Origin of the sequence: Brevundimonas subvibrioides ATCC 15264 (assembly GCF_000144605.1) — a bacterium.
GTDB lineage: Bacteria > Pseudomonadota > Alphaproteobacteria > Caulobacterales > Caulobacteraceae > Brevundimonas > Brevundimonas subvibrioides.
Map to the genome: position 1 here is coordinate 1,614,358 of NC_014375.1, position 25,873 is coordinate 1,640,230.

The window sequence follows — 25,873 nt, forward strand, 5'->3', positions numbered from 1 at the left end:
GGACGAGACATGACGATCACCTTCGACGCCGATGATGTCGCCTATTTCGATGAGGTCCACGGGCGCCGCTCCGAAGCGCTTTGCCCGAAACCGCTTCAGGTCGTGTTTCGCGATGGTGATGCGGCGCGCCCCAACGACTGTCATGCCAACGCTGTGCGCTGGGCGGCGCAGACGCCGGACGCGATCCCGGTCCACGGCTGGTTGATCGAGGCGCAGGACGCGTTCCAGCTCCACATCGTCGCCCATTCCGTCGTTGCAGACGAGCGCGGACAATTGATCGACGTGACGCCGATGCCGATCGCTTCGCCGCGATTCATTCCTCACCGCGGGACAGGCGACGCCTTCTTCAGGCTCCTTCCTCGCTGCAACAGGGTGTCGTGGGCGGTGATCGACACGCTCGCACTGACGATCGACCTTGCCGACGGGACCAACGGTCCGGCGGGCGTCCAGAGCTAAGGGCTCCGCCCTCGCGCGCGCCAGGGTGAAGCGGCTGCGCCGCCGGACCGGCCGGTCTCCCCGACCTTCCGCGCCGGCGATCGTCTTCATGATCATCATCAAGGTCAGGCTTGTGCAGGTCGGGCGATCCCCCTCCGGCCGGTCCGCCCTGGCCCTTGCTACCCCGGTCTCGCCGACGGGCAGGGTTTCAGGCGCGCAGTTCGCGTGCCTGCAACCCATGCCCAAAGGAGGCAGACATGACGGCTCAATCCATCGAAACCATCGCGACCGAAGCGACCGCGCCGCAACACGGCGCGGAACTCATCGTGCCGCTGAACCGGCTCAAGGCCTCGCCGAAGAATGCGAGGAAGACCCCGCATAGCCCGGCGACCATCGAGGCCTTCGCGGCCTCCATTAAGGCCAAGGGGGTGTTGCAGCCGCCCGTGGTCGAGATCGAGCGGAACGATGAGGGCGCGCCTACGGGAAACTACCTAGTGACGATCGGCGAGGGGCGTCGTCAGGGACTTCGGCTGCTGGCCAAGCGCAAGACGATCAAGCGGACCCATCCGGTTCGGGTCATCGTGGACGCCGAGAACGACGCCCACGAGATCAGCCTCGATGAGAACATGACCCGCGAGGCCATGCATCCCGCCGACCAGTTCGAGGCCTTCCAGCGGCTCGCCGTTGAGAAGGGCTACGGCCCCGAGGAGATCGGCGCCCGGTTCGGGGTGTCGGCCCATGTCGTGCGCCAGCGCCTTCGGCTTGGGTCAGCGGTCCCGGAGTTGATGGCGGCCTATCGGGCCGGGACGCTGGCTCTGGATCAGCTGACCGCCTTCTGCGTCAGCGAGGATCAGGACCGGCAGCGGCAGGTGCTGGAGCAGGTCGGCCCCCATACCCCGGCCTACGCCATCCGGCGCGCCATGACCGAGGCCAAGGTGAGCGTCGGCGACCGGCGCGTCCGGTTTGTCGGCGTCGAGAACTACGAGGCGGCGGGCGGTCCGGTGCTGCGCGATTTGGAAAAAGTCTGTTCGAAACTCCGGGTCCGGACAAGAATCGAGGCGGTCGCAGTCGCAGTGCGGGCCGGCGTGATTGAACCGGATTAATAGGTCGCCACACGCAGCGCGCGATTTTTGATCAAGAATCGGATCATGATCGCTCATCTGAACTGTGATCATATCGTCGATGCCCGGATCTGTTGTCCAAGCTTTCGCCAAGGAGATCGCATTTCGCGACGTACGGCGGCTTGAAACCTATCTTGCCGAGCATGTCGCGGCACGGTTCGACATCGCGGGCGACCTTATCGGCAGAACGGCGCTGCTCGGGTTCTGGCGCCGGCTCTTTCAAACCTATTCGCTCTTCGAACTGCACATCCTTAAATGCGTCGCCGAAGATGATCTCGTGATCGCGGAGAGCGCCTACCTCCTGGCGGCACGCCGCGGAGGATTGCTGGACGTGCGCGCCATCAGCGTCTTTGAGGTCGAGCAGGGCGTCATTACGCGCTGGCGCGACCATGCGGATTTGGCGGAGGTGCCGCTGTCTGAGAAGGACCGGTGGCGGCGACTCAGTGCTGATCGTTGGTGAAGGGGAGGGGGCGGGCCGGGAACTTCTGTGTGAAGCTCGACGTCTTCACCCGTGATCGCCGCCGACGCAGAACGTCCCCTGGCTCAAGATCAAAGGCTATCCGGTCGAGGCCCGCCGACTGGCATCCTAGCTGGAGTTTGAGCCAAGCCAAACCCTGATGCTTGGCGCTCGATCGTGGGACTAAGGTTGGCCGGAGCCCGTCAGCGGAAGAAGGCGCGAGGGTTTATTTGGAGCGTGCGCCTTCACGCTCCAGTTTCCCGAGCTGTTCGCCGACGAAGTAAGGGGACTCAGCAGTCGGGAGGTTTGCGGAACATCCGGCCCAAACCTATGCTGGCTCAGACTGGCAGTGAGGCGCCTTGCGCCATGGCGGCGAAACGCATGGCGCCCAGCGCCCAAGGTTCGCTCTTGCCGGCGGCGAAACTCACCCGACGTTCCCCTGAGACAATACCGTTGGAGAAGGCGAGGTGACCGCGCCGAGCTGCAGGTCGCCAGCCCCGCTGAGCGCCTCGATCACACGGCAGTCCGAAACGCGTCCGCCGGCGCAGGCGACCTGCATTCGCGAAAGCTCGGTGCGAAGGGCCTGCAGACCCGCTATCTTGGCGTCGACGGCCGCGAGCTGGCGTTCCGCGATCCGGTTGGCGTCCCCGCAGGGCCGTTCCGGTTCGTCCGCGAGATCGAGCAGCGCTCGAATGTCGTCGATCTCGAACCCGAGCTGGCGGGCATGACGAATGAAGGACAGGCGACGAAAGGCGGGCTCGTCATAGACCCTGTAGTCGCTCTCGTTGCGCGCGGCGCGCGGAAGCAAGCCGATCTGTTCGTAGAAGCGGATGGTCGGGACTTTCACGCCAGTCGCCGCGGACAAACGGCCGATGGAACGGGCGGGCGATGAGACGGTGGGCATGACGGCAGGATAGGCGCTTGACCCTCTAGTGGCTAGAGGGTGCAGAAGGCGGGCATGAGCGCACGCGATACCCCGGTTTCCTGCTCGACGGCCCCCTCCGGCTGTTGCGGTCAGGTCGTCAAGTTCGACGGGGCCTCCCCGGCTTATCGGCGCATTCTGGTCGCCGTCATCGCCATCAACCTGGTCGGCTTCGCCGCGATCGTCGCCGGCAGCGTCGTTCAGGGCTCTGCAGCCCTTGCCGCCAACGCGATGGACTTTCTGGCCGACAGCGCGACCTACGCCATAAGCCTGTGGGTGATCGGCCGGTCCGTCCGGGTGCGGTCAGGGGCGGCGATGTTCAAGAGCCTGAGCCTGGTCCTCATGGCTGTCTCCGTATTCGGCTACGCCGTCTGGCGAGCCGTTTCCGGACAGCCGCCCGAGGGATCCGTCATCACCGGCCTCGGCCTGTTTGGCTTCGCCGCAAACCTCGTGGCCGCCCTGCTGCTGGTGCGCTATCGCGAAGGCGACGCGAATGTCCGCTCCGTCTGGCTTTGCACCCGCAACGATCTCGTTCACAGTCTCGGCGTGGCCGCCGCCGGCGGTCTTGTCTGGCTGACGGGTTCGCGCTGGCCCGATTTGCTGGCCGGCGCGCTGCTCGGAGCCGTCTTCCTGCATTCCGCCCTGTCCATCCTGCTGCAGGCGCGGCAGGAGAGCCGATCGGCTCGGGCATGACCCGGCGCGTTCAGAAGGTAAGACGGACCGGCTTGGAGCGCTTTGCGGGAGAGGCGCGACCCGCTGTCCGCCGTGCGTCGTTCGCTCGCGGGGCGAGGTCTGCTCGCGGAGCGGTGAAACCGTCGCAGCAAGCGGACTGTGTAACAGATTGCTCCTCCGCTCGAATAAAAGTATTCAGCGCGCGATGACTTGGTCAATGGCGACATGGGCGAGACTGATTCTGGCTGTGACCTTGGTCGCCGCCGTGTTTTTCGTCGCCCCTATCGCTGACGCCGCGACCTGCGCCCCAGAGACGACCTCGGCTCACGCCATGGTCGCTCAGGATGCAGGCGATAGCGACCAGGCCGACCTAGGCGGTGGGCACGGCATCTGCACCCACGGTCATTGCCACCACAACGGAACCGCCCGTGCGGATGTCGCCGACGACATCGCGATGCAAATCCACGCAAGGCCGGTTCACGCCTTCCCCTCGAGTGATTTTCCGTCGTCGATCTCGCCCGACGGCCTGAAGCGCCCGCCCAGAGTCTGACTCGACCTCTGCGCCGCCGTGCGCGCGATCTCGTGTCAAATTTCTGGAAGATGAATCATGCCTCCCTCACATCGCAGGCCGCCGCGTTTCGCGGTCGGCTGCGCGCTGGCCGCATTTGCTGCCGTGCTGGCCAGTCCCGCTTGGGCTGACCCCGCTCCGTCGTTCGCCGAGCTGCTCGCCCAGCTCGATCAAACCCCAGCCACCCTTGAAGCCGGCGCCCTGTCGGACGCCGCCGAAGCGCGTGTCCGCCAGGCCCGTGTCAGGCCTAATCCGACGATCGCCCTCGACGCCGAGAACGCGTTCGGCACGGGGCCCTTCTCCGGCTACGCCAACGCCGAAACCACCTTGTCGATCAGTCAGGACCTTGAGCTCTGGGGACGCCGAACCGCGCGGGTGAATGTCGCCCGCGCGGAAGCCGGAACCGCGGCGCTGCAACGGGATCTCGCCGTCATCGACGCCGCCGGACGGCTCGCTCAGGTCTATGCCGACGCGGAAGCCGCTCAAAGGCGGGCCGTCCTGGCCGAGGAAAGCCTGACCCTGACCATCGCCGATGCGAGGGCCGCCTTGGTTCTTGTCGAGGAAGGCCGTGAGCCATTGCTGCGTGGCATCCAGGGTGAAAGCGAAGCGGCTGCGGCGCGCGCCTCGCGCGATGAGGCTGTCGCGGAGCGCGACGCGGCCTTCGCGCGACTGACCGCTGTCGCCATGCTGGCGGCTCCGGTGACGGCCATCGATGCCAGCCTGCTGGACCTCGCGCCTGCCTCCACCTTCGCGGCCCCGGAGGATGCGCCGACCGTTCGCGTCGCCGAGGCTCAACGCGCGGCCGCCGAACGCCGGATCGACGTGGAGCGGATCCGCTCGCGCCCGGATATCAACGCCAGCGTCGGTGTCCGTCGCTACGAGATGGAGGACGCGACGGCGCTGACTTTCGGCGTCAGCATGCCGCTGCCCCTGTTCGACCGCAACCGCGGGAACATAGACGCGGCGCAGGCCGACTTCCGGGCTGCGGATGCGCGGCTTCTCGGCGCCCGTCAGGAAGCCCAGGCCGATCGGGCCGCAGCGCGGGCGCGGCTTGCCGCCTCCGTCAGCCGGGTCTCCGCCGCCGATGCGGGGGTGGCGTCCGCAGAGGAAGCCTACCGTCTGTCGCGGATTGGAACCGAAGCCGGGAGGATCTCCCAGCTCGAACTGCGGGTCACCCGCACCGCCCTGATCTCAGCTCGAACTTCGGCCGTCGATGCACGCCTTGCACGCGTCCAGGCCGAGATTGAACTCGCGCGCCAGGACGGCCGCGCCCCATTCCAAGGAGCCCAATGATGCGCAAGCGCACATCCAACAAGACGTTGCTCATCGGCGGCGCCGCCGCCGTCGTTCTTCTCGGCGGAGGTGGGCTCTTCCTGCTCACGCGCGGCCCGGACGCTCCAGCCGCTGCCGAGGGTGGGACGAGTCACGCTGAAGAAGAAGGGACCCATGCCGAGGGCGAGGCCGGCCACGAAGGCGAGGCCGAAGCGCCGGAAGGCTTCGTCGCGCTAAGCGCGGCCCAGGCCCAGGCCGCCAGCTTGATCGTGGTCGGCGTCGGTAGGGGAGGGGGAGCGGAAACCCGGCTCTCCGGGCGGGTCGAGCCCATGGTCGACGCGCGCGCCGCTGTTGCTGCGTCCGTCGGTGGGCGCGTTGAGCGAGTTCTCGTGGCACCGGGTCAGACGGTCCGGATCGGCCAGCCTCTGGTGAGCGTCGTCAGTGGCGAAGCGGCGACCTTCCGCGCGGACGCGGACGCCGCGGCCGCCGAGACGGAGGCGGCGCGCCAGGCCTATCAACGCAACCGCAATCTGGCGGATCAGGGCGTCGTCGCGCGACAGGAAGTCGAGGCGTCCCGCGCGCAACTGCTCAGCGCCGAAGCTGGCGCCCGGGCGGCTCGCGCGCGGTCCAGCGCAGCGGGCTCGCCCAACGCTTCAGGCCGCCTCAGCGTCACCAGCCCCATCGCCGGGGTCGTGACCAGCGTTCAGGTCGGACCGGGCGGCTTCGTCGCCCAGGGTGGCGTTGTCGCCGAGGTCACCAACCCGGCCAGGGTTGAGCTGGTCTTCAACGCGCCGCCTGCGTTGTCTGCCAATGTCCGGGCCGGGGCGCCTCTGCGGGTCAGCAGCCCGAGCGGCGACTTCGACGCCATCGTCACCGGCGTGGCCGCAGGCGCGGGCGGCGAGAGCGGCGCCACGGTCATCCGGGCCCGACCGACGGGCTCGGTCCTCCCGCCGGCCGGTTCAGCCGTCACGGGTGCGATCGTGACGGGCGAAACCACGGGCGGTCTCACCGTTCCAACCGAGGCGGTCCAGACCGTTGACGGCAACACCGTCGTCTTCGTCCAAGTCCCGAACGGCTTCCAGGCCCGTCCTGTGCTCGCCGGCCGTCAGGCCGGGGGGCGGACCGAAATCCTGCGCGGCCTCACTGGGGCTGAACGGGTCGCCGGCACGAACGCCTTCCTCCTCAAAGCCGAGCTCGCCAAGGGCGAGGCCGAGCACGGTCACTAGGGGCGCACCAGATGTTCAAGTTTATCATCGAGCTCTCGGTTAAATTCCGATGGTTCGTGGTCCTCGCCACGGCGCTCGTCGCGGCCTACGGACTCCTCGAACTGACACGGCTTCCCATCGACGCCGTGCCGGACATCACCAATCGCCAGGTCCAGGTGACCACGGTCGCTCCGGCGCTCGCGCCCGAACAGATCGAACGGCAGGTCACCTATCCGATCGAGACCGCCATGGCCGGCATTCCCGGCCTGACGACGACCCGATCCCTGAGCCGAAACGGCTTCAGCCAGGTCACGGTCATCTTCACCGACCAGACGGACATCTATTTCGCCCGTCAGCAGGTGGCTGAACGCCTTGCCGGCGCCCGGGAGGCCATGCCCGAAGGGGTGGAGCCGACCATGGCCCCAATCACGACGGGTCTCGGTGAAGTGCTGATGTGGACGGTCGACTACAAGCCGTTCAACAGTCAGAACCTCGCCAAGCCTGGCGAGACGGGCTGGCAGGCGGGCGGAGCCTATCTGACGCCGGAAGGCGATCTGCTTTCGACCCCGCAGCAGCGCGCCACCTATCTGCGCACCGTGCAGGACTGGATTGTCGCGCCGCAGATGCGGACCGCTCCCGGTCTCGCCGGCGTCGACACCGTCGGCGGCTATGTGAAGGAGTACGCGGTCCGTCCCGACGTCGCGCGCCTCTCCGCCTACGGCTTGGGCATGGGTGACCTGATCCAGGCTCTCGACCGCGCCAACACCCAGGCCGGCGCGGGCTACATCCAGCGCGCTGGCGAAGCGCTGACGGTCCGCACCGACGCCCTGGCCTCAACCGTGGAGGACCTGGCTCAGGCGCCGGTCGTCAACCGGAACGGCCTGATCGTTCGCGTGGCTGACGTTGCAACAGTCGAAATCGGCCAGGCCCCGCGTCTGGGCGGCGCCAGCCGTGACGGCCACGAGGCCGTGCTCGGTACGGCGCTGATGATCGCGGGCGGCAACAGCCGCACCGTGGCCCAAGCGGCCGGGGAGCGCCTTGAGGAAGTTCGCAAGACCCTGCCCGCAGGGATCGAGGCGGTAACGGTTCTCGACCGTAGCGCCCTGGTCAACTCGACGATTTCGACGGTGGCGCGCAACCTCATCGAGGGCGCGCTTCTGGTCATCGTCGTGCTGTTCCTGCTGCTCGGCAACATTCGTGCGGCCAGCATCACAGCGCTGATGATCCCGATCAGCTTCCTGTTCGCGGTCATCGGCATGAACCGGTTCGGCATCAGTGGAAACCTGATGAGCTTGGGCGCGCTGGACTTCGGCCTTCTGGTCGACGGGGCGGTCATCGTTGTCGAGAGCACCTTGCTGATGCTGTCGCAGCGGCGGATTGATCTGGGACGGGCCCTGACCCGTCGGGAACGCCTTGATGTCGCCGTGGCCGCAGCCCGCAAGATGGTCAAGCCGGCCGCCTTCGGTCAGCTGATCATCCTGCTCGTCTTCACCCCCTTGCTGATGCTCGAGGGCGTCGAGGGCAAGACGTTCGTCCCCATGGGCGCGACGGTCATGCTCGCGCTCGTCGGCGCCTTCATCTTCTCCTTCACCTTCGTTCCGGCGATGACGGCCCTGCTGGTGCGGGAACCCAAGAAGGTCGAGACCGACGAACACGGCCAAGCCCACGAACATGAGACCTTCCTGCTCCGCCACGCGCGGCGTTGGATCCAGCCGGCCATCCGCGCCGCCGTCGATCGTCCTAAGATCGTCCTGATCTCGGCACTCGGCGCGGTTGTTGTCGGTGGTCTGGCCTTCTCATCCCTGGGACGGGAGTTCATCCCCACTCTGGACGAGGGCGACATCGCCATGCAGGCGCTGCGAGTTCCCTCGGCGTCGCTGGAACAGTCCCTCGCCATGCAGATGGCGTTGGAACGGGTCATCACCGCCCAGCCGGAAGTCGAGACCATGTTCTCCAGGACCGGCACCGCCGAGGCGGCCGTCGACCCGATGCCGCCCAACATTTCGGACAGTGTCATCGTTCTGAAAGACCGCAAGGACTGGCCTGATTCCGGTCTCGAGAAGGAGGCCCTGCTCGAGCGGTTCGAAGAGCTTGCCAATCAACAGATCGGCAATAACTTCGAGTTCAGCCAGCCCATCGAGCTCCGCTTCAACGAGCTGATCTCAGGCGTGCGGACGGACCTCGCGGTCATGGTCTACGGCGATGACTTCGACACCATGCAGCGGGTCGCGGATCAGGTGGCCGGCGCGCTGCGCCAGACCACCGGCTCCGCCGACGTTCGCGTCGAACAGGCGTCCGGCTTGCCGACCCTGACGGTCAGCGTCGACCGATTTGCGGCGGCCAGCTACGGCCTGTCCGCAGCCGACGTCTCCGAGGCGGTCTCGGCCGCCATCGGCGGCGCGGAGGCCGGTCGGATCTTCGAGGGCGATCGTCGCTTCGATGTCGTCGTCCGCCTCCCCGACGACGCCAGGAACGATCCGGCGGCGCTTGCCGCCCTGCCAATCGTCTCTTCGACGGGCGTGACCGTGCCCCTGTCTTCGGTCGCGCGCATTCAGAGCGCCGAAGGGCCGAACCAGATCAGCCGCAATGACGGCAGCCGCCGGATGGTGGTTCAGGCTAACGTCCGCGGCCGGGATCTGGGCGGTTTCGTCACCGACGCCCAGCAACGGGTCGAACAGATCGCGCTTCCGCCGGGCGTCCGCCTGACCTGGGGCGGTCAGTTCGAAAACCTCGAGCGCGCCCAGCAGCGTCTGGGGCTGGTGATCCCGATCGTCTTCGTACTGATCGGCGTGTTGTTGTTCATGGCTCTGGGGTCGTTCTCGGAGGCTGGTCTTGTCTTCGCCTGCGTGCCGCTGGCCCTGATCGGCGGCGCCCTGGCGCTGCTCCTGCGAGGGATGCCGTTCTCGGTGTCTGCAGCAGTCGGCTTCATCGCCGTTTCAGGGGTGGCGACCTTGAACGGGCTCGTCCTGATGCAGGCCATTCGCGAGCGATTGCAGGCGGGTCTTGCGCCGCGTGACGCAGCGATCGAAGGCGCTTCGAGCCGGCTGCGGGCGGTGTTGACGACAGCCTTCGTCGCCATCGTCGGCTTCATCCCGATGGCGATCGCCCATGGCGCGGGCGCCGAGGTTCAGAAGCCTCTGGCGACCGTCGTCATCGGCGGGCTGCTGACCGCGACCGCCCTGACCCTGCTGGTGCTTCCGACCTTCGCGGCCAAGGCGGTGCGGCACCGCAAGGATGAGGGGGTCGAGGATTGATTGCTCGCAATCAGAATGACCGTCAGCAGGGGCGCACCCTGCTGACGGTTCTTGCGCTCAATGCGGGCCTGGCGGTTGCGCTCGGAATCGGCGGCTGGTCCGCCGATTCCAGCGCCCTGCTGGCCAATGCGGTCGACAACGCTTCGGACGCTGCGGTCTACCTGATCAGCTTCCTCGCGATCGGCCGAGCCGGCTCGTGGAAGCGGGGCGCGGCGCGTTTTTCGGGCGTGATGCTCCTCATCTTCGGCGCCGGCGTCCTTCTGGACGCCGGTCGTCGATTCCTGGTCGGAACCGAACCGATCGGCCCAACCATGATGGGGCTCGCGATCGTCGCGGCGATCATCAACCTCATCTGCCTGCAGTTGATCCGCCGCCAGGACAGCGGCGACGTCAACATGAAGGCGGCCGAGACTTTCAGCTTTAACGATTTCGCCTCCAACGGAGGAATCCTCGTCGCGGGGGGGCTCGTACTGTGGCTCGACCAGGCTTGGCCGGACCTCGTGGTCGGTGTGCTCGTCGCGGCCATCGCGGTGAAGGGCGGCGTGGACATCTTGCGAGATGCCGCGCGCACCAAAGTATAGGAGAACGATGAATGACCTCCGCAACCAAATCTGGCGATACGGCGGAAGCTCACGATCATGCGACCGGCGATGGCCATGCCCACGGTGAAGGCGGCATCCTTGGAGCCAATACCGAACTGATCTTCGCCCTCGCGTCGGGGGCGGCGCTGGCCGTAGGCTTCGGCTTGGAGAAACTCGTTCCTAATCTGCCGGCCTGGTTGCCCATCGCGCTCTATGTGGTCGCCTATGGGTTCGGAGGGCTCTTCACTGTGGGGGAGGCGGTCGCAAACCTTCGTCAGAAGCGCTTCGAGATCGACACCCTGATGCTCGTCGCCGCCGCGGGCGCGGCGGCGCTCGGCGCCTGGGCCGAAGGTGCGCTTTTGCTGTTTCTGTTCAGCATCGGTCATGCCCTTGAGCACTACGCCATGGGGCGGGCAAAACGGGCGATCGAGGCCCTGGCGGATCTGGCGCCCCGGATCGCCCATGTGCGGCGTGACGGGCAGGTCGTCGAACTGCCGGTCGAAGAACTGGTGGTCGGCGACACCGTGGTGGTGCGTCCGAACGAGCGCCTTCCGGCCGACGGCTTCGTCGTGGTGGGAACGACAAGCATCAATCAGGCCCCGGTGACCGGCGAGAGCATGCCGGTGGACAAGCAGCCGGTCCCGGACGCCGCTGCGGCCCGCGAGCGGCCGGCCCAGGTCGGATCTGCGTCCCTCGTCTTCGCGGGCACCATCAACGGCGCCGGTGCGATCGAGATCGAGACCACCCGCAAATCGAGCGACACCACCTTGGCCAAGGTGGTCCGGATGGTGAGCGAGGCCGAGACCCAGAAGTCGCCGACCCAGCGCTTCACGGACAGGTTCGAGCGCATCTTCGTGCCTGTCGTCCTGGGCTTGGCCTTCGTGTTGTTGTTCGCCTGGGTGGTGGTCGATGAGCCGTTCCGCGACAGCTTCTATCGCGCCATGGCCGTCTTGGTCGCCGCCAGCCCTTGCGCGCTCGCCATCGCCACCCCGAGCGCGGTCCTGTCGGGCGTCGCCCGTGCGGCGCGCGCGGGCGTTCTGATCAAGGGCGGCGCGCCGTTGGAGAATCTCGGCTCGCTCAACGCCATCGCCTTCGACAAGACCGGGACCCTGACCGAGGGTCGGCCCCGGATCACCGATGTCATGCCGGTGCGCGGGACGACGGAAGCCGACCTCCTCGCAATCGCGGTCGCCGTCGAGCGGCTCAGCGACCATCCGCTCGCGGACGCGATCGCCCGCGACGGCTCCGAACGGCTGGGCGATACCGCGCTCGTGGCCGCAACCGAGCTCAAGAGCCTGACCGGCAAGGGGGTGACGGCCCAACTCGGCGGCGAGACGATCTGGATCGGCAAGCCCGAGATGTTCGGGGCCGACGGCGTGGCGGGTCTCGACGACGAAACGACGGCCGTCGCCGCGCAACTGCGCGACCAGGGGCGGACCCTGATGGTGGTGCGGCGCGGGACGCGAGACCTCGGTGTCATCGGCCTGCTCGACACGCCGCGCGCTGCGGCCGGGGCCGCGCTCGCGGCGCTCCGGGCCCTCGGCGTCCAGCGCATGATCATGATCTCGGGAGATCACCAGAAGGCCGCCCAGGCCATCGCGGAGCAGGTCGGGCTGACCGAGGCGTGGGGCGATCTCATGCCGGAGGACAAGGTCGACGCCATCAAGAAACTCCGCGCGGACGGCAAGATCGCCATGGTGGGCGACGGCGTGAACGACGCCCCAGCCATGGCAACGGCCACGGTCGGCATCGCCATGGGCGCGGCCGGGTCCGATGTCGCCCTCGAGACCGCGGATGTCGCCCTTATGTCCGACGACCTGTCGCAGTTGCCGTTCACGGTCGGCCTGAGCCGGCAGACCCGCCGGATCATCCTCCAGAACCTCTATGTCAGCCTCGGCGTCGTCGCCTTCCTGGTGCCCGCGACCATCCTCGGTCTTGGCATCGGTCCCGCCGTGGCGCTCCACGAAGGCTCGACCCTGCTGGTGGTGTTCAACGCCCTTCGGCTGCTCGCCTACCGCGACCGAACCGCGCCCACCCTTCCAACCGCAATCCCAGCCGCCCCCGTGGTCGCGCGGGGTCTCTCGAGGACATCGTCATGAAGCGTTTCGGATGGATCTCCGTCATCGCCGTCTTTCTCGCCCTTTCGGCCTTCGCCTTCGGCATGATCTCGCGGCAAACCCGTGACGTCGCTGCGGCGCCGTCGGCGGTGGATGCCCGCCCGAGCGACACCGAAGCAAGTCACGCTGGCGCGCCCGAAGACAGCCCGTCGACCCGCGCCTATCGCGAGGCCAGCGCGCAGATGCATCAGGCCATGAGCATCAACTACACCGGCGACGCCGACATCGACTTCCTGCGCGGAATGATCGCCCATCACGAGGGTGCGCTCGCGATGGCCAAGGTCGCCGTCGAGCATGGCGAAGCCCGCGACGTTCGCAATCTGGCCGTTGAGATTATCGCGGCCCAGGAATCCGAGATTGTCCGGATGAGAATCCTCCTTGCGCGCCATGAGGACACGCCCGCGCCCGGCGCAAGGCCCTGACGGATGGCCGGCAAGCGCTTCACCGTGCGCGGCCGAAGCATTCGTTGGCGCGAAGGCCGCTATCGCCAACGAGGGCGGCGGCTCCAGACACGCCCGCTCAGGCCAAGGCCCGTGCTCGATACGCTCATCGCCATCGGGGTCAGCCTGTTCGCGGGCGGCCTGGTCTTCTGCATGGCGCTTCTGCTGCTCGGCGCCCACAAGGTGCCGCTGCATTTTGGTTACGGCGCCATTCTGGGCGGCGTGATCGCCTGCTCGTTCGTGTTCGGCCCCCGCGATCGGGCGGGACTGATGATCGTCGGTGGCTTGATCGTCGTTTGGGTTTTGGGAACGACCGGCCTTTATCTTTCGCGAGACCAGATCGTCCTGCATCCACATGAGCACCACAGCGCCGTCGCCGGGTATGCGCCACGGAAGACTGACTGAATGCCCAAAGCCGCCCTGACCGAGCCGTCGCCTCGCCCCGTCCGGATCGCGCGCGGCGGCTGGCTGGACGCGCTGCGTTTTATCGTCGGGGCGCTGATCATCCTCTACCATTTCCGCGAGGCCTCACCGGTCCCGCTGCCACAGCTGCATCCGGTGTTCGAGCGCGGCTATCTGCTCACCGACTTCTTCATCATCGACTCCGGCTATGTCCTGGCCCGCATCTACGGCGACCGGTTCGCCGCCGGGCAGGCCTCGCTGCGCTCCTATTCGCGCCAGCGGTTGTTGCGGGTCGTCCCGGCCCACCTGGTCGTCAGCCTCATCCTCATCGCTCTCGTCGGCGGCGCCGCCCTGGCGGGGATCGCGCCCAGCAATCCGCGCTGGTTCGACTGGTCGCAGCTGTCCGCGCAGGTGCTGCTGGTCCAGGCCTATGGCGTGCCGGGCGGGCAGGGGTGGAACGCCCCGACCTGGACCCTCTCGGCCCTGATCGGGTGTTATCTCCTGTTGCCCTGGATCAGCCGCGCCCTGTGGCGCTGGCCCCCGCTTGTCGTGGTGATCGGCGCGACGGTCCTAGTCCTCGCCGCTGACGTCGCCGCTTCGCTCTGGCTCGGCGATCCGATCTACCGCCTGCCGATGCGCTACGGCATCCTGCGCGCTCTGCCGCTGTTCCTGCTCGGGGTCGCGGCGGCCTTCTACGGCTCGCGGGTCTATGTCGGGCCGCGCCTGGCCGGAGCGATCGGCGTCGCCGCCGCCGTCGCGCTCGTACTGTTCCAGGCCTTCGGCGCCTTCAGCCTGCTGTCGCTGGGCCTGATGACCGTGATCATCTGGGCCGCCGGCGCCGTGCCGGTGCGCAGTCCTTCACGGCTGATCGAGCATCTGGCCCTGATGTCGTTCTCGATGTTCCTCACCAATGAGGTGAGCCGCATCGTCTGGTTCGGCCTGCTCGACGCCCTGGGACAGGAGTCCTGGTCGTCCGGCGTTCGTTGGGCCCTGTGGGCCGTCGGCTTGGTCGGCGCCTTCGTGGCCGCCGCTGTGTTCCGCTACGGCTTCGACCGTCCGGTCCAGACTTGGCTCAATCCGCCTCGCGTCAACGGGACGGCGCCAGATCCGGCGACGACGCCCCAGGCGTCAGGCGCCGTTGTGCCGACCGAACACGCTGGTTGAACCGTCGTTGAGGATCAGGACGGTCGTATAGGGCTCCCGTCCGGCGGCCTCCATGCCCGGCGACCCCGCCGGCATGCCGGGCGCGCTCAGAGCCCGGGCGGCCGGGCGCTTCGCCAGCAATCGATCGACGTCGCCGGCCGGGACATGGCCCTCGATGGCGTAGGCGCCGACCACCGCGGTGTGGCAGGAGGCCAGCCGGTCCGGAACGCCATGCTGGGCCCGGATCGGTGCCAGGTCCTCGCGCTCGACGACCTCTACGGTCCAGCCCGCCTGGCGCATGTGCGCGATCCAGCCGCCGCAGCAGCCGCACCAGGGCGTCTTGTACGCGATCATGCGCTTGGGCGGCGTGGCGAGGGCCGGGCCCGCGAGGGCGGCCAGAGGCAGGCCGAGGATGAGAAGGCGACGAGAAAGGCGGTTCATCGGCGGCGGTCCCGGATGGCGGCGAGACTGTCACTGTAGACCGGCGACCGGCGCGCCGCGAACCGACTTGGTGTCACAGGGGGGCGGTTTTGCTGCTCCCTTTATGTTCCAATCTTGCTAGGCCGGGGCATGAGCGACGGGCCGGTTCGCAAGATCATTCACGTCGACATGGACGCCTTCTTCGCGTCCGTCGAACAGCGCGACGATCCCGCTCTGCGCGGCAGCCCGGTGGCCGTGGGCTACGCCGCCCAACGCGGCGTGGTGGCGGCGGCCAGCTATGAGGCGCGGGTCTTCGGCGTGAGGTCGGCCATGCCGTCGACCACGGCCTTGCGGCAGTGCCCGGACCTCGTCTTCGTCCCGCCACGGTTCGAGGTCTACCGCGCCGTCTCGAAACAGATCCAGGCGATCTTCGCTGACTACACGCCTCTGGTGGAGCCGCTGTCCCTGGACGAGGCCTATCTCGACGTCACTGACAACCTGCGCGGCCTGCCGACCGCCTCGGAGACCGCCGTCGAGATCCGCGCCCGCATCCTGGAAGAGACCGGCCTGACAGCGTCGGCGGGGATTTCCTACAACAAGTTCCTAGCCAAGCTGGCCTCAGACCAGCGCAAGCCGAACGGCCAGTTCGTCGTGCCGCCCGGGCGGGGCGAGGCCTTCGTCGAGATCCTGCCGGTGAAACGCTTCTACGGGGTCGGGCCGGTGACGGCCGCCAAGATGAGCCGCTTGGGCATCGAGACCGGCGAGGACCTCCGGCGCCAGTCGCTGGCCTTACTACAGCAGCATTTCGGCAAGTCCGGTCCCTGGTACTACGCCATCTCGCGCGGCGAGGATCATCGCGCGGTTAACCCGAACCGGGAGCGCAAGTCGTCCGGATCGGAAACGACGTTCGGAAGCGACCTGACCGATCCCTCGGCGATTGAGGCCGGTGTCCTCGCCATGACGGGCGATGTCTGGGGCTGGTGCGAGAAGTCGGACGCCTACGGGCGCACGGTGACGGTGAAGGTCAGATGGGCCGACTTTCAGCAGTCCACCCGCAGCCGTTCCTTTCCGGAGCCGGTGACGTCCAAGGATCGGCTGGAAGAGATCAGCCTCCTGCTGGTCCGCTCGCTCTATCCGCCCGCCAAGGGCATCCGCCTGGTCGGCGTCAGCCTGTCCAACTTCAAGGTGCCGGCGCCGTCGGCGTCCGACCAGCTCGCCTTGGCCTGATGCGTGTGCAGGCAAACCTCTTCGGCGAGCCGGTTGCCGCGGGACCCGCCGCTCCGGACAGGTTTCGCTACTGGCCTGATCTCCTTTCAGAGGACGAGCAGGCAAGGATGCTGCGTGCTCCACAGGCCTTGTCGTTCAAGCCCTATATCTGGAAGGCATGCGCCAAGCTGGGCGTACGGACCAGGATTCAGGTTGTAGCGGTCGGGGTTCGCACCGGCATCATAGACCCTGAAGACGAATGAGCGCCAAGCTTGAGCGCGCGTAGAAGGAGAGGGGGCGGGCCTGGACTTCTGTACAGAAGCCGGAGGTGTCGGCTCTGATCGCCGCCGACGCATTGCGTCGCTTGGCTCAAAACCAGCGCCTGTCCGTTCCGGAACCCGCCGACGACGATCCTACAACGCTCAAGGCTGGTCGCGCGAGTCGGGCTTGACCGATCGCGGCGAGGGAGGAAAAGACGCCGATGACCAAATATGCGCCCCTCGCATCCTTCCTTCGCCGCCAGAAGCGGTCCGAGGTAAACCTGACGTTCCGGGAAATTGAACGGATCGTGGGTGGCATTCTGCCGAAAGCCGCGGCCGTCGACGGATGGTGGCGAGCGGATCCATCTGGGCCGTTGGGGCCCCAGCACATCGCGTTCGCGGACGCCGGATTCATCGCTGAACCGCAAATGCGAGCCGAGATCGTGCGCTTCGTCCGGAAGGACGCCGCCGGGCCGGTCCCCGGCACAGAGCAGGCCGGCGACCGGGACCAGGCAACCTGATTCCGGTCACCTCCGGTGGCTTCGCCGAGGGGGCCGCCGGAGGAGATCGATCGCCGACGATCAGTTGTGGTCTGCGTGCCCCTGGGGGGCAGGCGTGTCCGACAGCGCTGGTGCGGGCGCCGCCGGCTCGGCCGGGGTGGTGTCGGTCTTCATCTCGTCGCAGCAGGTCATAGCCGCATCCGCGGCCATGTCCTTGCAGCAGGCGCAGCCTTCAGCGGCCAGGGCCGCGCCGGCGCTCAGGGTCAGGATCGCGCCGGCGGCGGCCAGCAGGGTGGAAACTTTCATCGTCGTTCTCCTAGTGAATCATGAAGCGGGTAGAGCCAGACATCTTGTGGCCGTCCGGACCTTCGGCGGACCAGGCGGCAGCGTAGCTCCCCGGCGCGAGACGCGGCAAGGCCACGCTGACGGTCACGGCGGCGGGCAGGGCGGGCGCGGTGACGACGATCGGGGCCTGGCCCTCGGCGGTGAGTGTCACGGTCTTCAGGATCATCGGGTGCGGGAAAGTCGCGCTGAAGCGTTCCGGTGCGCCTTGCATCATGGCGCCGTCGGCCGGGGTGGTGACGATGTTGGAGGCGGCCGGAGCCTGGTGTTGCATTCCGGCGTGGCCGGCGTGCGGGTCTTGAGCGGCGGCGGCGCCGGCAAACGCCAAAGCGGCGGTGAGAACAAGAGTGCGGATCATCGGGTAGTCTCCTTGGATTAGAACCAGGCCTTGAGGCCGACAACGAGCCGGGTGTCTTCTGCCTCGCCGCCTCGGGCTTCGATGTAGTCGGCGGTGTTTCCGAGGGCGCGGCTCCACTCGACGCCGACGTAGGGGGCGAACTCCTTGCGGAGTTCGTAGCGCAGTCTCAGGCCCGCCTCGATCGAAGAGAGACCCGAGCCGATCTCCAGTTCCGGAATATCGCTGGCCGAGGCATCGATTTCGAGGCGCGGCTGAAGGATCAGGCGCTGTGTGATCCGCTGATCATACTCGGCCTCGACGCGGGCGGTCAGGTCGCCCTTCGTGGATAGAAAGGCGGCTGCGTCGATCTCGAACCAGTATGGGGCCAGTCCCTGGAGACCCAGGACCAGATGGGTGGTGTCCTCGCCATCGGGCCGGAAGTCTTGGCGCACACCGGCCTGCACATCCCAGAAGGGCGTGATGGCGCGGCTGTAGAGGGCCTGAATTTCGACCTCCTCCAGATCACCGCCGAAGTCGCCTTCACCCTCGGACTTCCACCAGAAGCGATTGATGTCGCCGCCGCTCCATCCCTGGACATCCCAAAGGTAGGTGTCGTCGCCATCGCCGAAGGCGGCTTCGAGGCGATCGATGATGACGGCCGTGGTACGCACGTCGCCGTTCTCGGCAATCAAGGTCTGGCGTGATGCGTTCATCGCCTCTGCGCCGAAGACCAGGTCGGCGGCGTGCGTCGGGCCGCTCAGGGCGGCGGTCGGAACCGGCGTCTCTGGAGGTCGACCGGAATCGTCCGCGCTGGTCGGGACATCCGGCGGCCCCATGCTCATCGCCGCCATGTCATGCCCGGCATGGGGATCCGCCTGGGCCGGCTGAATCGTGGCCATGTCGTGCCCGGCGTGCGGATCAGGCTGCGCGGGCGCCATGGTCGACGTCTCGTGACCCGCATGGGGATCGGCTTCGGGCGGCATCGGCGCGGGCGGCATGACATGACCCGCGTGCGGATCCTGTGCTGCCGGCCGGGCGGGAGTCTGAGGCTCGGCGACTTGTTCGGGCGCGGGGCGGGTCGGCGCCGGCATGACATGGCCCGCGTGCGGGTCCTGGGCCTGGGCGCTGAAGGCGCTGGCGGCGAGGATGATGGGGGCGAGGGCGATGGCGAGGCGGTTCATCAGGCGGCTCCGTCCATGGGCCGCACCGTCACCACGTTGAACATGCCGGCGTGCATGTGCATCAGCATGTGGCAGTGGAAGGCCCAGTCTCCGGGTGCGTCGGCGGTCAGGTCGAACGTCACTTTTGATCCGGGAGCGACATTGACGGTGTGCTTCAGCGGCTGATGCCCCGCAGGACCGCCCGTAACGAGTTCAAAGAAATGCCCGTGCAGATGGATCGGGTGCCCCATCATGGTGTCGTTCACCAGGGTGACGCGGACCCGTTCATTCCGCTCGAAGCGGATCGGTTCGACCAGTTCGCTGAATTTGCGGCCGTCGAAGCCCCACATGAACCGTTCCATATTGCCGGTCAGATGGATTTCCATCGTCCGGGACGGCGGACGGCGATCCTTGTTCGGCTGGAGCGAAACCAGATCGGTATAGACCAGCACCCGGTGATCGACCGTTTCCAGGCCGAGGGGGCGATCGCCCAGCCGGTTGGCGGGGGCCATGGCGATCATGTCGACGCCCACGCCCACCGCCATGTCGGCCGGCGCGTTGTCAGGGTCCCGCATATTCATCGCGCCCATGCCCGCCATATCGGACGCGGGAGCGGCGGCCGGGGTCTGCCCCATGGCCGCGTGATCCATGCCGGACATCGCGCCATCGTCCATTCCGGCCATGCCGCTATGGTCCATGCCCGCCATCCCGCTGTGATCCATCCCGCCCATGCCCATGTCGCGCATCGTCAGGGTTGGAACCTCGCGGAGCGGCGGAACCTCCGCCGTCATGCCCAGGCGCGGGGCGAGCGTGGCGCGGCCCATGCCCGAGCGGTCGATCGCTTCGGACACGATGGTGTAGGCGCGGTCCTCGTTGGGCTGGACGATAACGTCGTAGGTTTCGGCGACGGAGATCTGGAACTCGTCGACCTCGACGGGTCGGACATTTTCGCCGTCGGCCTGAACGACGGTCATCGGCAGGCCGGGGATCCGTACATTGAAGATCGACATCGCCGAGGCATTGATGATGCGCAGGCGCACACGCTCGCCCGGACGGAACAGACCGGTCCAGTTTTCTTCCGGGCCATGGCCGTTGACGAGGAAGGTGTAGGTCGTGCCGTTCACGTCGGAGATGTCGCGCGGGTCCATCCGCATCTGGCCCCACATTCGCCGCTCTTCGAGGCTCATGCCGTCCGCACCCGCCAGCAGGCCGGAAAGCGTCGTCCGCTGGCGATTGAAGTAGCCGGGGCTCTTCTTCAGTTTCGCTAGGATTTCGTGGGGATGCATGAAACTCCAGTCCGACAGGACCAGGACATGCTCGCGGTCATAGGCGACGGGATCGGCGCCGGCCGGGTCGATGACGATCGGTCCGTAGTGGCCCATCGCCTCCTGGAGCCCGGAGTGGCTGTGATACCAATAGGTGCCCGACTGCTTGACGGGAAACTCATAGACGAAGGTCTCGCGTGGCCGGATGCCCGGGAAGCTGATGCCCGGCACGCCGTCCATCTGGAACGGCAACAGTACGCCGTGCCAGTGGATCGAGGTGTCTTCGTCCAAGGTGTTAGTCACCGAAAAGCGGGCGTTCTGACCTTCGCGAAGGCGCAGCAGCGGCGCCGGCAACAGGCCGTTGACCGTCACGGCGTGTCCGGTTCGCCCACCGACCGAGAACGGCGAGTGGCCAACCGTGAGGTCGATGTTCGGGCCGACGAGGGCCGGCAACTCCGACCGAAGACCCGCTGAACCGGTCTGGGCCCAGGCGGGCAGTAGGCCTTGCAAACCGAGCAGGCCGCCTCCCGCCGCGGCGCCGCGTAGAAAGGTGCGTCGGTCCAGTCGCATGATCGACATCTAGGCTCGGTCCTCGCTAAGGCTATTTCGACGTCGTCATCCCGGACGGGGAGAACGGACGGTCCTACTGCCAATACGCACGGGAGCGCCCGTCCCCTTGCGTCGAACCGCCTCAGTCGCCGACAGCGACGGTTCAGTGGTCCCGAAGAGCTTCCGCGAGCTTGGCGCGCGCCCTCGCAACGCGGGTCTCGACCGCCTTGGGAGTGGCTCCGACGATGACCGCGACTTCGGCGTGGGAGCGGCCCTCGAGCGCAGTCAGAAGCAGCGGCGCCTTCAGGGTGTCAGGCAAATCAGCGATGGCGCGGTCCAGCGCCGTCCGTCGCCGTCCTTCATCCAGCCGCTCTTCCGGCGTCGTCGCCCCGTCCCCGACAGCCAGGGCTTCGGGCGCGTCGAGGCCCATAACGCCGCGGACCACCCGGCGAACCGCACGCTTGCGGCCCCAGTCGCGGCATTTGTTGACGGCGATCGAGCGGAGCCAAGTCGCGAAGCTGCGGCTCGGATCATACCGGCGAATAGCCAGCCAGGCGGAGGCATAGGTCTCCTGGACGAGATCGTAGGCCTCTTCGTCGTCGCCCACGTATCTGCGAACGAAGCGATGGAGATCGCACTTCGTCGCAGTCATCAGCGCGCTGAAGGCGGCCCGGTCGCCCTTCGCCGCCCGTGTTTCGAGTGGAGCCCCCGAATCCACCAGGGTCTTATCCTGCGTCTTGCAGGAGGGCTCCGACGACCTGCCGGTCGAACACCTGGGCCTGCTCGGCCGTCAGGACCGACCGCATCTCAAACACATGGGCGATGGTGGCCTTCTGGAGACCGCCCATGGCGACGTGGAAATGATCGACCGCCGCCTGAACCTGCGGACTGTCGCCCTCGCTGACGGCGATCGCATCCGCCAGCTCGCGATTGGCCGTCCGGACTTCGGCTTCGAGCGCGCCTCGGCGCGAGGCGAAGCGGGCTTCGATCGCCTCCAGATGCGTTTCTTGGTCCTCTGTCAGGTCAAGTTGATCATGGACGATACTGTGCAGGCTGGGCGCTTCATTCCGCTTCATCAACCAGGCTGTGCTGGCCCAGGTCCCTGCGCCGCTGGCGAGGGCGGCGAGCGCCGCCGTGATCGCGATGGACCGCCACCCCCCCGTCATTCGCCGGCTCCGAGCGTCCCGATCGGCGAGAGGCCTGCCGACACGCTGAACACCTGCATTTCGGAAGGTTCGGCCCGCGCGGACAGAGCGAACAGGCCCCCATTGGCGACGCCAACCACGAGCGCCATGGCGAGGGCCGCCACGCGAACCTGACCCATCCGCCCTTCACTGACGCGGTCTTCGATGCGGCGCCAGACATCGGATTCCAGCCCTGAAAGCCCGGCCGGGCTCGCCGGCCGGGCGCTCGCGATCAGGCGATCGATGTCCTCAGTCATGTTGCACCTCCGTCGGCCCCATAACCCCATACGCCTCGTACGACCAAATCCCTCGGTTGAGGCCCCGCCCCGTCAAGGCAACGAGGCCGGGGGCGCGAGCGTCCCCATCACGGCGACGACCATCAGAACGGCCAGAGAGAGCGCGAATTCTACGACAAGGCTTCGCCTGAGATGGCCGAACACGGTAGCCGAGTCCGCACGGACGGCCTCGACGGCGGGGGTCAGGCGGAAGCGATTGATGGCCGCCAGTCCCAGCATGAGGCCGAACAGGGCGAGCTTGAGGATGAGCCAGCGCCCATAGGCTCTGTCGGGCAGCGTCCAGAGCCCGCTCCACCCTACCAGGAAGGCGCTGTTGACCAAGCCCGTCAGCAGGAGAACCGCCACGGCGAGGGTGCCGACTTGCGCGAAGCCGGCCAAGACGCGCGCCAGAGCCTGATCGTGCCGGGATGGCTCCCGGGGACGCCATGCGACCAAGGCGGCGAAGGCGGCCAGAGCGCCGACCCAAAGAGACGCTGAAACCGCGTGCAGAATGTCGGACGCAATATGGAGTCCGTGTCCGGGACCCTCGGTGGCCGCACCATGACCGGTCCAGGCGAAGGTGGCCGAGACGACGAGGCCGAGGAGCATGCAGGCCCACCACAGTCGCGGACCGGGCCGGATCATCGCGACCGCCGCCAAGGCCACAAAGGCGACAAGGGACCGAACGGCTAGCGCCATCCCCAAGCCCATACCCGTCACCATCATACCGAGCGTCTCGGGCTTGATCGCCTCGCTCAAGGATCCGGCCATCATCGCGGTGTGGGCGATGAGGGCGGCGGGCGCCGCCAACGCCAGCGCCACGGCCGCACAGAACAGGGCGGGTCGCGGCCAAGCCAGGGAAAGGGGCTCCGTAGCTGGGGCGCTGTAGATCAGGAAGGCCGGCAGACCGAACAGCAGCGCGGCGGCGCCGTACTGGATCGCTCTCAGGCCAATAACCCAGGCCTCGATCACCTCAGCGAACGGTGAAGGCGTAGGAGCCTGTCATGCGGTGGCCGTCGCTCGAGGCGATGGTCCAGTTGACCGTATAGCCTCCGGCGGCGAGCGGTCGGGCGAGGGCGCCTGTGATCGATCGGCCGTCTTCGCTCACGGTCGTGCTGACGGCGGTCTTGGCGCCGGCGGCGTTCACCACGTCAAACGTCGAGAATGCCGGCACCATCCGCTCGCTGAAAGTGAGGGCAATGGAGCGGGGTGCGGCCACGGTCGCATTCGCCGCAGGCGTCGAACTGACGAGACGCGCATGGGCGCTGACCGCGCCGGCGGCCATGACCACGGCCGCAGCGACCGCGAAAGCGGGACCGAAACGATTGAAACCCATGTCGTGACTCCACTGACATCCAGACGATATCTCAGAAATACGCGGCTCACGCCGCTTTCCCTCGTCGGCCTAGAGTTTCACCGCGCGCAGCCTCAGCGCATTGCCGATGACGCTGACCGAAGAGAGCGCCATGGCGAGCGCCGCCAGAGCGGGCGACAGCAGCCAGCCGAAGACAGGGTACAGCAGGCCGGCCGCCACCGGGATGCCGAGCGCATTGTAGCCGAAGGCGAAGACAAGGTTCTGGCGGATGTTGCCCATCACCGCCTTCGACAAATGTCTGGCCCGAACGATGCCCTGCAGATCGCCGCCCAACAGGGTCACGCCCGCGCTCTCGATCGCGACGTCCGAGCCCGCCCCCATGGCGACGCCCACATCGGCGGCGGCGAGGGCAGGGGCGTCGTTGACGCCGTCCCCCGCCATAGCGACGATCCGGCCCTGTGCGCGAAGCTGCTGAACCACGGACGCCTTGTCCTGCGGCAGGACCTCGGCCTGAACCTCGTCGATGCCGAGACGTCGCGCCACGGCCTCGGCCGTCGTCCGGTTGTCCCCGGTCATCATGACAAGCCGCAGGCCGGCCGCCTTCAATGCAATGATCGCGGCGGGCGTCGTGGCCTTGATCGGATCGGCGATGCCGAGGACCCCGGCTGCCTTCCCGTCGATCGCCACGAAGATGGCGGTGGCGCCGTCGTGACGGAGCGCTTCGGCCTTCGGCTCCAGGGCGGAGACGTCGATCGAGAGTTCACCGAGATAGCGGGTGTTGCCCAGCGCGACCTGGCGTCCCTCGATCGTCCCGCGCACGCCCCGGCCGACCGGGCTGTCGAAATCCGCGGCCTCCGACAGGGTAAGGGCCCGATCCCGGGCGGCTCGGACGATCGCGTCGGCCAGCGGATGCTCGCTGCCGCGCTCGAGGCTGGCCGAGAGACGCAGGATGTCGGTGTCGGTGAAGCCCTCGGCGGGCAGGATCGCCGTCACCGACGGACGCCCCTCCGTCAGGGTGCCGGTCTTGTCCAGAACGAGGGTATCGACCTTCTCGAGGCGTTCGAGCGCTTCCGCGTTCTTGATCAGGACGCCGGCGTGCGCGCCTCGGCCCACGCCCACCATGATCGAGATCGGGGTCGCCAAGCCCAGCGCACAGGGACAGGCGATGATCAGGACCGAAACCGCGGCGACGAGAGCGTAGGACAGACGGGGTTCCGGGCCGACCAGGCCCCAGACGAGGGCGGCGAGCAGGGCGATCGCGATCACGGTCGGCACGAACCAGCCGGAGACCGTGTCGGCCAGCCGCTGGATCGGTGCGCGGCTTCGCTGGGCCTGAGCGACCATCTGGACGATCTGGGCCAGCAGGGTGTCGGCCCCGACCTTGTCGGCGCGCATGATGAAGGAGCCGGTTTTGTTCAGGGAGCCGGCGACGACGCGATCTCCGACATCCTTCGTCACTGGCATCGATTCTCCCGTCACCATCGATTCATCGACCGCGACCCGGCCGTCCAAGAGTTCGCCGTCGACCGGGATCTTCTCGCCGGGCCGGACGCGCAGGCGGTCGCCAACGGTGATCTGATCTAAGGAGACATCTTCATCTACGCCGTCGGCCCGGACCCGTCGTGCGGTCTTGGGCGCGAGGTCCAGCAGGGCTCGAATGGCGCCGGAGGTCTGCTCCCGGGCCCGAAGTTCCAGAATCTGTCCGATCAGCACCAGCACGGTGATGACCGCCGCCGCCTCGAAATACACCGGCGCGCTCCCATCGGCCTTGAGGAAGGCGGGCGGAAACAGGCTCGGAGCGAGGACGGCGACGACGCTGTAGAGCCAGGCTACCCCCACCCCCATTGAGATCAGGGTGAACATGTTCAGCCGACGGGTGCGCAGCGACGTCCAGCCGCGCTCGAAGAAGGGGAGGCCGCACCACAGGACCACGGGCGTCGCCAGCGCGAACTGAATCCAGTTCGACATCTGGCCCGGGATCAGCATGTGCAGGTTCGTCAGGTGCCCGCCCATCTCCAGGGCGAAGACCGGCAGGGTCAGGACCAGACCGATCCAAAAACGGCGGGTGAAATCGACCAGTTCATGATTGGGCGGGGCTTCAGCGGTGACGGTTTCCGGCTCCAGCGCCATGCCGCAGATCGGGCACGACCCCGGTCCTTCCTGTCGGATCTCCGGATGCATGGGGCAGGTGTAGATGGCGCCGGGAATGACGGGCTCCGCTTGCATTCCTGGGGTCAAGTAGGGGGCGGGGTCGGCGACGAACTTGGACTGGCACCCGGCCGAACAGAAAAAATAGTCCTGTCCGTCATGGCTGGCTCGATGGGCCGTCGTCGTGGGATCGACCGACATGCCGCAGACCGGATCCTTGACCGTGGCCGCGCCATCCGAGGCTTTTGCCCCGCAGCAGGCATGAACTGCGGCGTGACTGTGGGGATGCGTGGTCATGTCGCTCTCTCCGGCTGATCGAAGCG

The 25,873-nt window shown here is 67.4% G+C and carries 26 protein-coding genes; 14 read left to right on the forward strand and 12 right to left on the reverse strand.

The window, feature by feature from the left end:
• The first annotated feature begins 9 nt into the window (after nucleotides 1–9).
• The 3 genes from BRESU_RS08120 (at nucleotide 10) to BRESU_RS08130 (ending at nucleotide 2,016) form a co-directional block, all read left to right on the forward strand.
• Nucleotides 10–456, forward strand: coding sequence for a hypothetical protein (locus BRESU_RS08120; protein WP_013269058.1), 447 nt, complete (start codon nucleotides 10–12; stop codon nucleotides 454–456).
• Nucleotides 457–692: 236 nt separating this feature from the next.
• Nucleotides 693–1,538 (forward strand): ParB/RepB/Spo0J family partition protein, encoded by an 846-nt coding sequence (locus BRESU_RS08125; protein ID WP_013269059.1) that lies wholly within the window; start codon nucleotides 693–695, stop codon nucleotides 1,536–1,538.
• 79 nt (nucleotides 1,539–1,617) lie between these two features.
• The gene (locus BRESU_RS08130; RefSeq protein ID WP_013269060.1) at nucleotides 1,618–2,016 is read left to right on the forward strand and encodes a nuclear transport factor 2 family protein; all 399 of its coding nucleotides are present in this window, start codon (nucleotides 1,618–1,620) and stop codon (nucleotides 2,014–2,016) included.
• A 421-nt stretch (nucleotides 2,017–2,437) separates the two neighbouring features.
• On the opposite strand, the gene BRESU_RS08135 is transcribed toward BRESU_RS08130, so the two are convergent.
• Nucleotides 2,438–2,917 carry a MerR family transcriptional regulator gene (locus BRESU_RS08135; protein ID WP_013269061.1) on the reverse strand — a complete coding sequence of 160 codons (480 nt, stop codon included), beginning with the start codon at nucleotides 2,915–2,917 and terminating at the stop codon, nucleotides 2,438–2,440.
• 54 nt (nucleotides 2,918–2,971) lie between these two features.
• On the opposite strand from BRESU_RS08135, the gene BRESU_RS08140 reads away from it, so the two are divergent.
• The 9 genes from BRESU_RS08140 to BRESU_RS08185 all read left to right on the forward strand — a co-directional run bounded on the left by BRESU_RS08140 (nucleotide 2,972) and on the right by BRESU_RS08185 (nucleotide 14,610).
• Nucleotides 2,972–3,628, forward strand: a complete 657-nt coding sequence (locus BRESU_RS08140) for a cation efflux transmembrane domain-containing protein (protein ID WP_013269062.1) — start codon at nucleotides 2,972–2,974, stop codon at nucleotides 3,626–3,628.
• Between the two features lie 652 nt (nucleotides 3,629–4,280).
• Nucleotides 4,281–5,468 (forward strand): TolC family protein, encoded by a 1,188-nt coding sequence (locus tag BRESU_RS08150; protein ID WP_245528619.1) that lies wholly within the window; start codon nucleotides 4,281–4,283, stop codon nucleotides 5,466–5,468.
• Nucleotides 5,468–6,673, forward strand: coding sequence for an efflux RND transporter periplasmic adaptor subunit (locus BRESU_RS08155; protein ID WP_013269064.1), 1,206 nt, complete (start codon nucleotides 5,468–5,470; stop codon nucleotides 6,671–6,673). Before BRESU_RS08150 ends, BRESU_RS08155 begins: the two co-directional genes overlap by 1 nt.
• Before the next feature lie 11 nt (nucleotides 6,674–6,684).
• Complete coding sequence (locus tag BRESU_RS08160; RefSeq protein ID WP_013269065.1) at nucleotides 6,685–9,906, forward strand: efflux RND transporter permease subunit; 3,222 nt, start codon at nucleotides 6,685–6,687, stop codon at nucleotides 9,904–9,906.
• On the forward strand, nucleotides 9,903–10,487 hold the full coding sequence (locus BRESU_RS08165; protein ID WP_013269066.1) for a cation efflux transmembrane domain-containing protein: 585 nt from the start codon (nucleotides 9,903–9,905) through the stop codon (nucleotides 10,485–10,487). The genes BRESU_RS08160 and BRESU_RS08165 overlap by 4 nt, the downstream gene beginning before the upstream one ends.
• 11 nt (nucleotides 10,488–10,498) lie before the next feature.
• Entirely contained in the window at nucleotides 10,499–12,586 is a 2,088-nt protein-coding gene (locus tag BRESU_RS08170; protein WP_013269067.1) for a heavy metal translocating P-type ATPase, read from the forward strand.
• Nucleotides 12,583–13,026 carry a CopM family metallochaperone gene (copM, locus tag BRESU_RS08175; RefSeq protein ID WP_013269068.1) on the forward strand — a complete coding sequence of 148 codons (444 nt, stop codon included), beginning with the start codon at nucleotides 12,583–12,585 and terminating at the stop codon, nucleotides 13,024–13,026. The genes BRESU_RS08170 and copM overlap by 4 nt, the downstream gene beginning before the upstream one ends.
• A gap of 3 nt (nucleotides 13,027–13,029) precedes the next feature.
• On the forward strand, nucleotides 13,030–13,449 hold the full coding sequence (locus tag BRESU_RS08180; RefSeq protein WP_156796131.1) for a hypothetical protein: 420 nt from the start codon (nucleotides 13,030–13,032) through the stop codon (nucleotides 13,447–13,449).
• Complete coding sequence (locus BRESU_RS08185) at nucleotides 13,450–14,610, forward strand: acyltransferase family protein (RefSeq protein WP_013269070.1); 1,161 nt, start codon at nucleotides 13,450–13,452, stop codon at nucleotides 14,608–14,610. It abuts the gene before it with no gap.
• Here the strand turns inward: BRESU_RS08185 and BRESU_RS08190 are convergent.
• A complete protein-coding gene (locus BRESU_RS08190) occupies nucleotides 14,575–15,030 on the reverse strand; it encodes a DUF411 domain-containing protein (RefSeq protein ID WP_013269071.1) in 456 nt (151 codons plus the stop codon). The genes BRESU_RS08185 and BRESU_RS08190 overlap by 36 nt on opposite strands.
• 129 nt (nucleotides 15,031–15,159) lie before the next feature.
• On the opposite strand from BRESU_RS08190, the gene dinB reads away from it, so the two are divergent.
• The gene (gene dinB, locus BRESU_RS08195; RefSeq protein ID WP_013269072.1) at nucleotides 15,160–16,236 is read left to right on the forward strand and encodes a DNA polymerase IV; all 1,077 of its coding nucleotides are present in this window, start codon (nucleotides 15,160–15,162) and stop codon (nucleotides 16,234–16,236) included.
• Between the two features lie 460 nt (nucleotides 16,237–16,696).
• On the forward strand, nucleotides 16,697–16,996 hold the full coding sequence (locus BRESU_RS08205) for a DUF7662 domain-containing protein (protein WP_013269073.1): 300 nt from the start codon (nucleotides 16,697–16,699) through the stop codon (nucleotides 16,994–16,996).
• Nucleotides 16,997–17,056: 60 nt separating this feature from the next.
• Here the strand turns inward: BRESU_RS08205 and BRESU_RS08210 are convergent, their stop codons facing one another.
• From BRESU_RS08210 to BRESU_RS08255, 10 genes are all read right to left on the reverse strand, one after another.
• Entirely contained in the window at nucleotides 17,057–17,281 is a 225-nt protein-coding gene (locus BRESU_RS08210) for a hypothetical protein (RefSeq protein ID WP_013269074.1), read from the reverse strand.
• 10 nt (nucleotides 17,282–17,291) lie between these two features.
• Nucleotides 17,292–17,675 (reverse strand): copper resistance CopC family protein, encoded by a 384-nt coding sequence (locus tag BRESU_RS08215; RefSeq protein ID WP_013269075.1) that lies wholly within the window; start codon nucleotides 17,673–17,675, stop codon nucleotides 17,292–17,294.
• Between the two features lie 17 nt (nucleotides 17,676–17,692).
• A complete protein-coding gene (locus BRESU_RS08220) occupies nucleotides 17,693–18,835 on the reverse strand; it encodes a copper resistance protein B (RefSeq protein WP_013269076.1) in 1,143 nt (380 codons plus the stop codon).
• The gene (locus BRESU_RS08225) at nucleotides 18,835–20,658 is read right to left on the reverse strand and encodes a copper resistance system multicopper oxidase (RefSeq protein WP_013269077.1); all 1,824 of its coding nucleotides are present in this window, start codon (nucleotides 20,656–20,658) and stop codon (nucleotides 18,835–18,837) included. The genes BRESU_RS08220 and BRESU_RS08225 overlap by 1 nt, the downstream gene beginning before the upstream one ends.
• A gap of 133 nt (nucleotides 20,659–20,791) precedes the next feature.
• A complete protein-coding gene (locus BRESU_RS08230; RefSeq protein ID WP_013269078.1) occupies nucleotides 20,792–21,346 on the reverse strand; it encodes an RNA polymerase sigma factor in 555 nt (184 codons plus the stop codon).
• 7 nt (nucleotides 21,347–21,353) lie between these two features.
• On the reverse strand, nucleotides 21,354–21,794 hold the full coding sequence (locus BRESU_RS08235; protein WP_013269079.1) for a Spy/CpxP family protein refolding chaperone: 441 nt from the start codon (nucleotides 21,792–21,794) through the stop codon (nucleotides 21,354–21,356).
• Nucleotides 21,791–22,069 (reverse strand): hypothetical protein, encoded by a 279-nt coding sequence (locus BRESU_RS08240; protein WP_013269080.1) that lies wholly within the window; start codon nucleotides 22,067–22,069, stop codon nucleotides 21,791–21,793. Before BRESU_RS08240 ends, BRESU_RS08235 begins: the two co-directional genes overlap by 4 nt.
• A 72-nt stretch (nucleotides 22,070–22,141) precedes the next feature.
• A complete protein-coding gene (copD, locus tag BRESU_RS08245; RefSeq protein ID WP_013269081.1) occupies nucleotides 22,142–23,059 on the reverse strand; it encodes a copper homeostasis membrane protein CopD in 918 nt (305 codons plus the stop codon).
• A gap of 1 nt (nucleotide 23,060) precedes the next feature.
• Nucleotides 23,061–23,423: a copper homeostasis periplasmic binding protein CopC gene (gene copC / locus BRESU_RS08250; RefSeq protein WP_013269082.1), complete on the reverse strand. Its 363-nt coding sequence runs from the start codon at nucleotides 23,421–23,423 to the stop codon at nucleotides 23,061–23,063.
• Nucleotides 23,424–23,492: 69 nt separating this feature from the next.
• Nucleotides 23,493–25,847 (reverse strand): heavy metal translocating P-type ATPase, encoded by a 2,355-nt coding sequence (locus BRESU_RS08255; protein WP_013269083.1) that lies wholly within the window; start codon nucleotides 25,845–25,847, stop codon nucleotides 23,493–23,495.
• Between the last annotated feature and the right edge of the window lie 26 nt (nucleotides 25,848–25,873).

Bases quoted from the DNA above. Each gene is read 5' to 3' on its own strand.
- BRESU_RS08120 (WP_013269058.1), top strand. From the start codon at position 10: ATGACGATCACCTTCGACGCCGATGATGTCGCCTATTTCGATGAGGTC.
- BRESU_RS08125 (WP_013269059.1), top strand. From the start codon at position 693: ATGACGGCTCAATCCATCGAAACCATCGCGACCGAAGCGACCGCGCCG.
- BRESU_RS08130 (WP_013269060.1), top strand. From the start codon at position 1,618: ATGCCCGGATCTGTTGTCCAAGCTTTCGCCAAGGAGATCGCATTTCGC.
- BRESU_RS08135 (WP_013269061.1), bottom strand. From the start codon at position 2,917: ATGCCCACCGTCTCATCGCCCGCCCGTTCCATCGGCCGTTTGTCCGCG.
- BRESU_RS08140 (WP_013269062.1), top strand. From the start codon at position 2,972: ATGAGCGCACGCGATACCCCGGTTTCCTGCTCGACGGCCCCCTCCGGC.
- BRESU_RS08155 (WP_013269064.1), top strand. From the start codon at position 5,468: ATGCGCAAGCGCACATCCAACAAGACGTTGCTCATCGGCGGCGCCGCC.
- BRESU_RS08160 (WP_013269065.1), top strand. From the start codon at position 6,685: ATGTTCAAGTTTATCATCGAGCTCTCGGTTAAATTCCGATGGTTCGTG.
- BRESU_RS08170 (WP_013269067.1), top strand. From the start codon at position 10,499: ATGACCTCCGCAACCAAATCTGGCGATACGGCGGAAGCTCACGATCAT.
- copM (WP_013269068.1), top strand. From the start codon at position 12,583: ATGAAGCGTTTCGGATGGATCTCCGTCATCGCCGTCTTTCTCGCCCTT.
- BRESU_RS08180 (WP_156796131.1), top strand. From the start codon at position 13,030: ATGGCCGGCAAGCGCTTCACCGTGCGCGGCCGAAGCATTCGTTGGCGC.
- BRESU_RS08185 (WP_013269070.1), top strand. From the start codon at position 13,450: ATGCCCAAAGCCGCCCTGACCGAGCCGTCGCCTCGCCCCGTCCGGATC.
- BRESU_RS08190 (WP_013269071.1), bottom strand. From the start codon at position 15,030: ATGAACCGCCTTTCTCGTCGCCTTCTCATCCTCGGCCTGCCTCTGGCC.
- dinB (WP_013269072.1), top strand. From the start codon at position 15,160: ATGAGCGACGGGCCGGTTCGCAAGATCATTCACGTCGACATGGACGCC.
- BRESU_RS08205 (WP_013269073.1), top strand. From the start codon at position 16,697: ATGACCAAATATGCGCCCCTCGCATCCTTCCTTCGCCGCCAGAAGCGG.
- BRESU_RS08210 (WP_013269074.1), bottom strand. From the start codon at position 17,281: ATGAAAGTTTCCACCCTGCTGGCCGCCGCCGGCGCGATCCTGACCCTG.
- BRESU_RS08215 (WP_013269075.1), bottom strand. From the start codon at position 17,675: ATGATCCGCACTCTTGTTCTCACCGCCGCTTTGGCGTTTGCCGGCGCC.
- BRESU_RS08220 (WP_013269076.1), bottom strand. From the start codon at position 18,835: ATGAACCGCCTCGCCATCGCCCTCGCCCCCATCATCCTCGCCGCCAGC.
- BRESU_RS08225 (WP_013269077.1), bottom strand. From the start codon at position 20,658: ATGTCGATCATGCGACTGGACCGACGCACCTTTCTACGCGGCGCCGCG.
- BRESU_RS08235 (WP_013269079.1), bottom strand. From the start codon at position 21,794: ATGACGGGGGGGTGGCGGTCCATCGCGATCACGGCGGCGCTCGCCGCC.
- BRESU_RS08240 (WP_013269080.1), bottom strand. From the start codon at position 22,069: ATGACTGAGGACATCGATCGCCTGATCGCGAGCGCCCGGCCGGCGAGC.
- copC (WP_013269082.1), bottom strand. From the start codon at position 23,423: ATGGGTTTCAATCGTTTCGGTCCCGCTTTCGCGGTCGCTGCGGCCGTG.
- BRESU_RS08255 (WP_013269083.1), bottom strand. From the start codon at position 25,847: ATGACCACGCATCCCCACAGTCACGCCGCAGTTCATGCCTGCTGCGGG.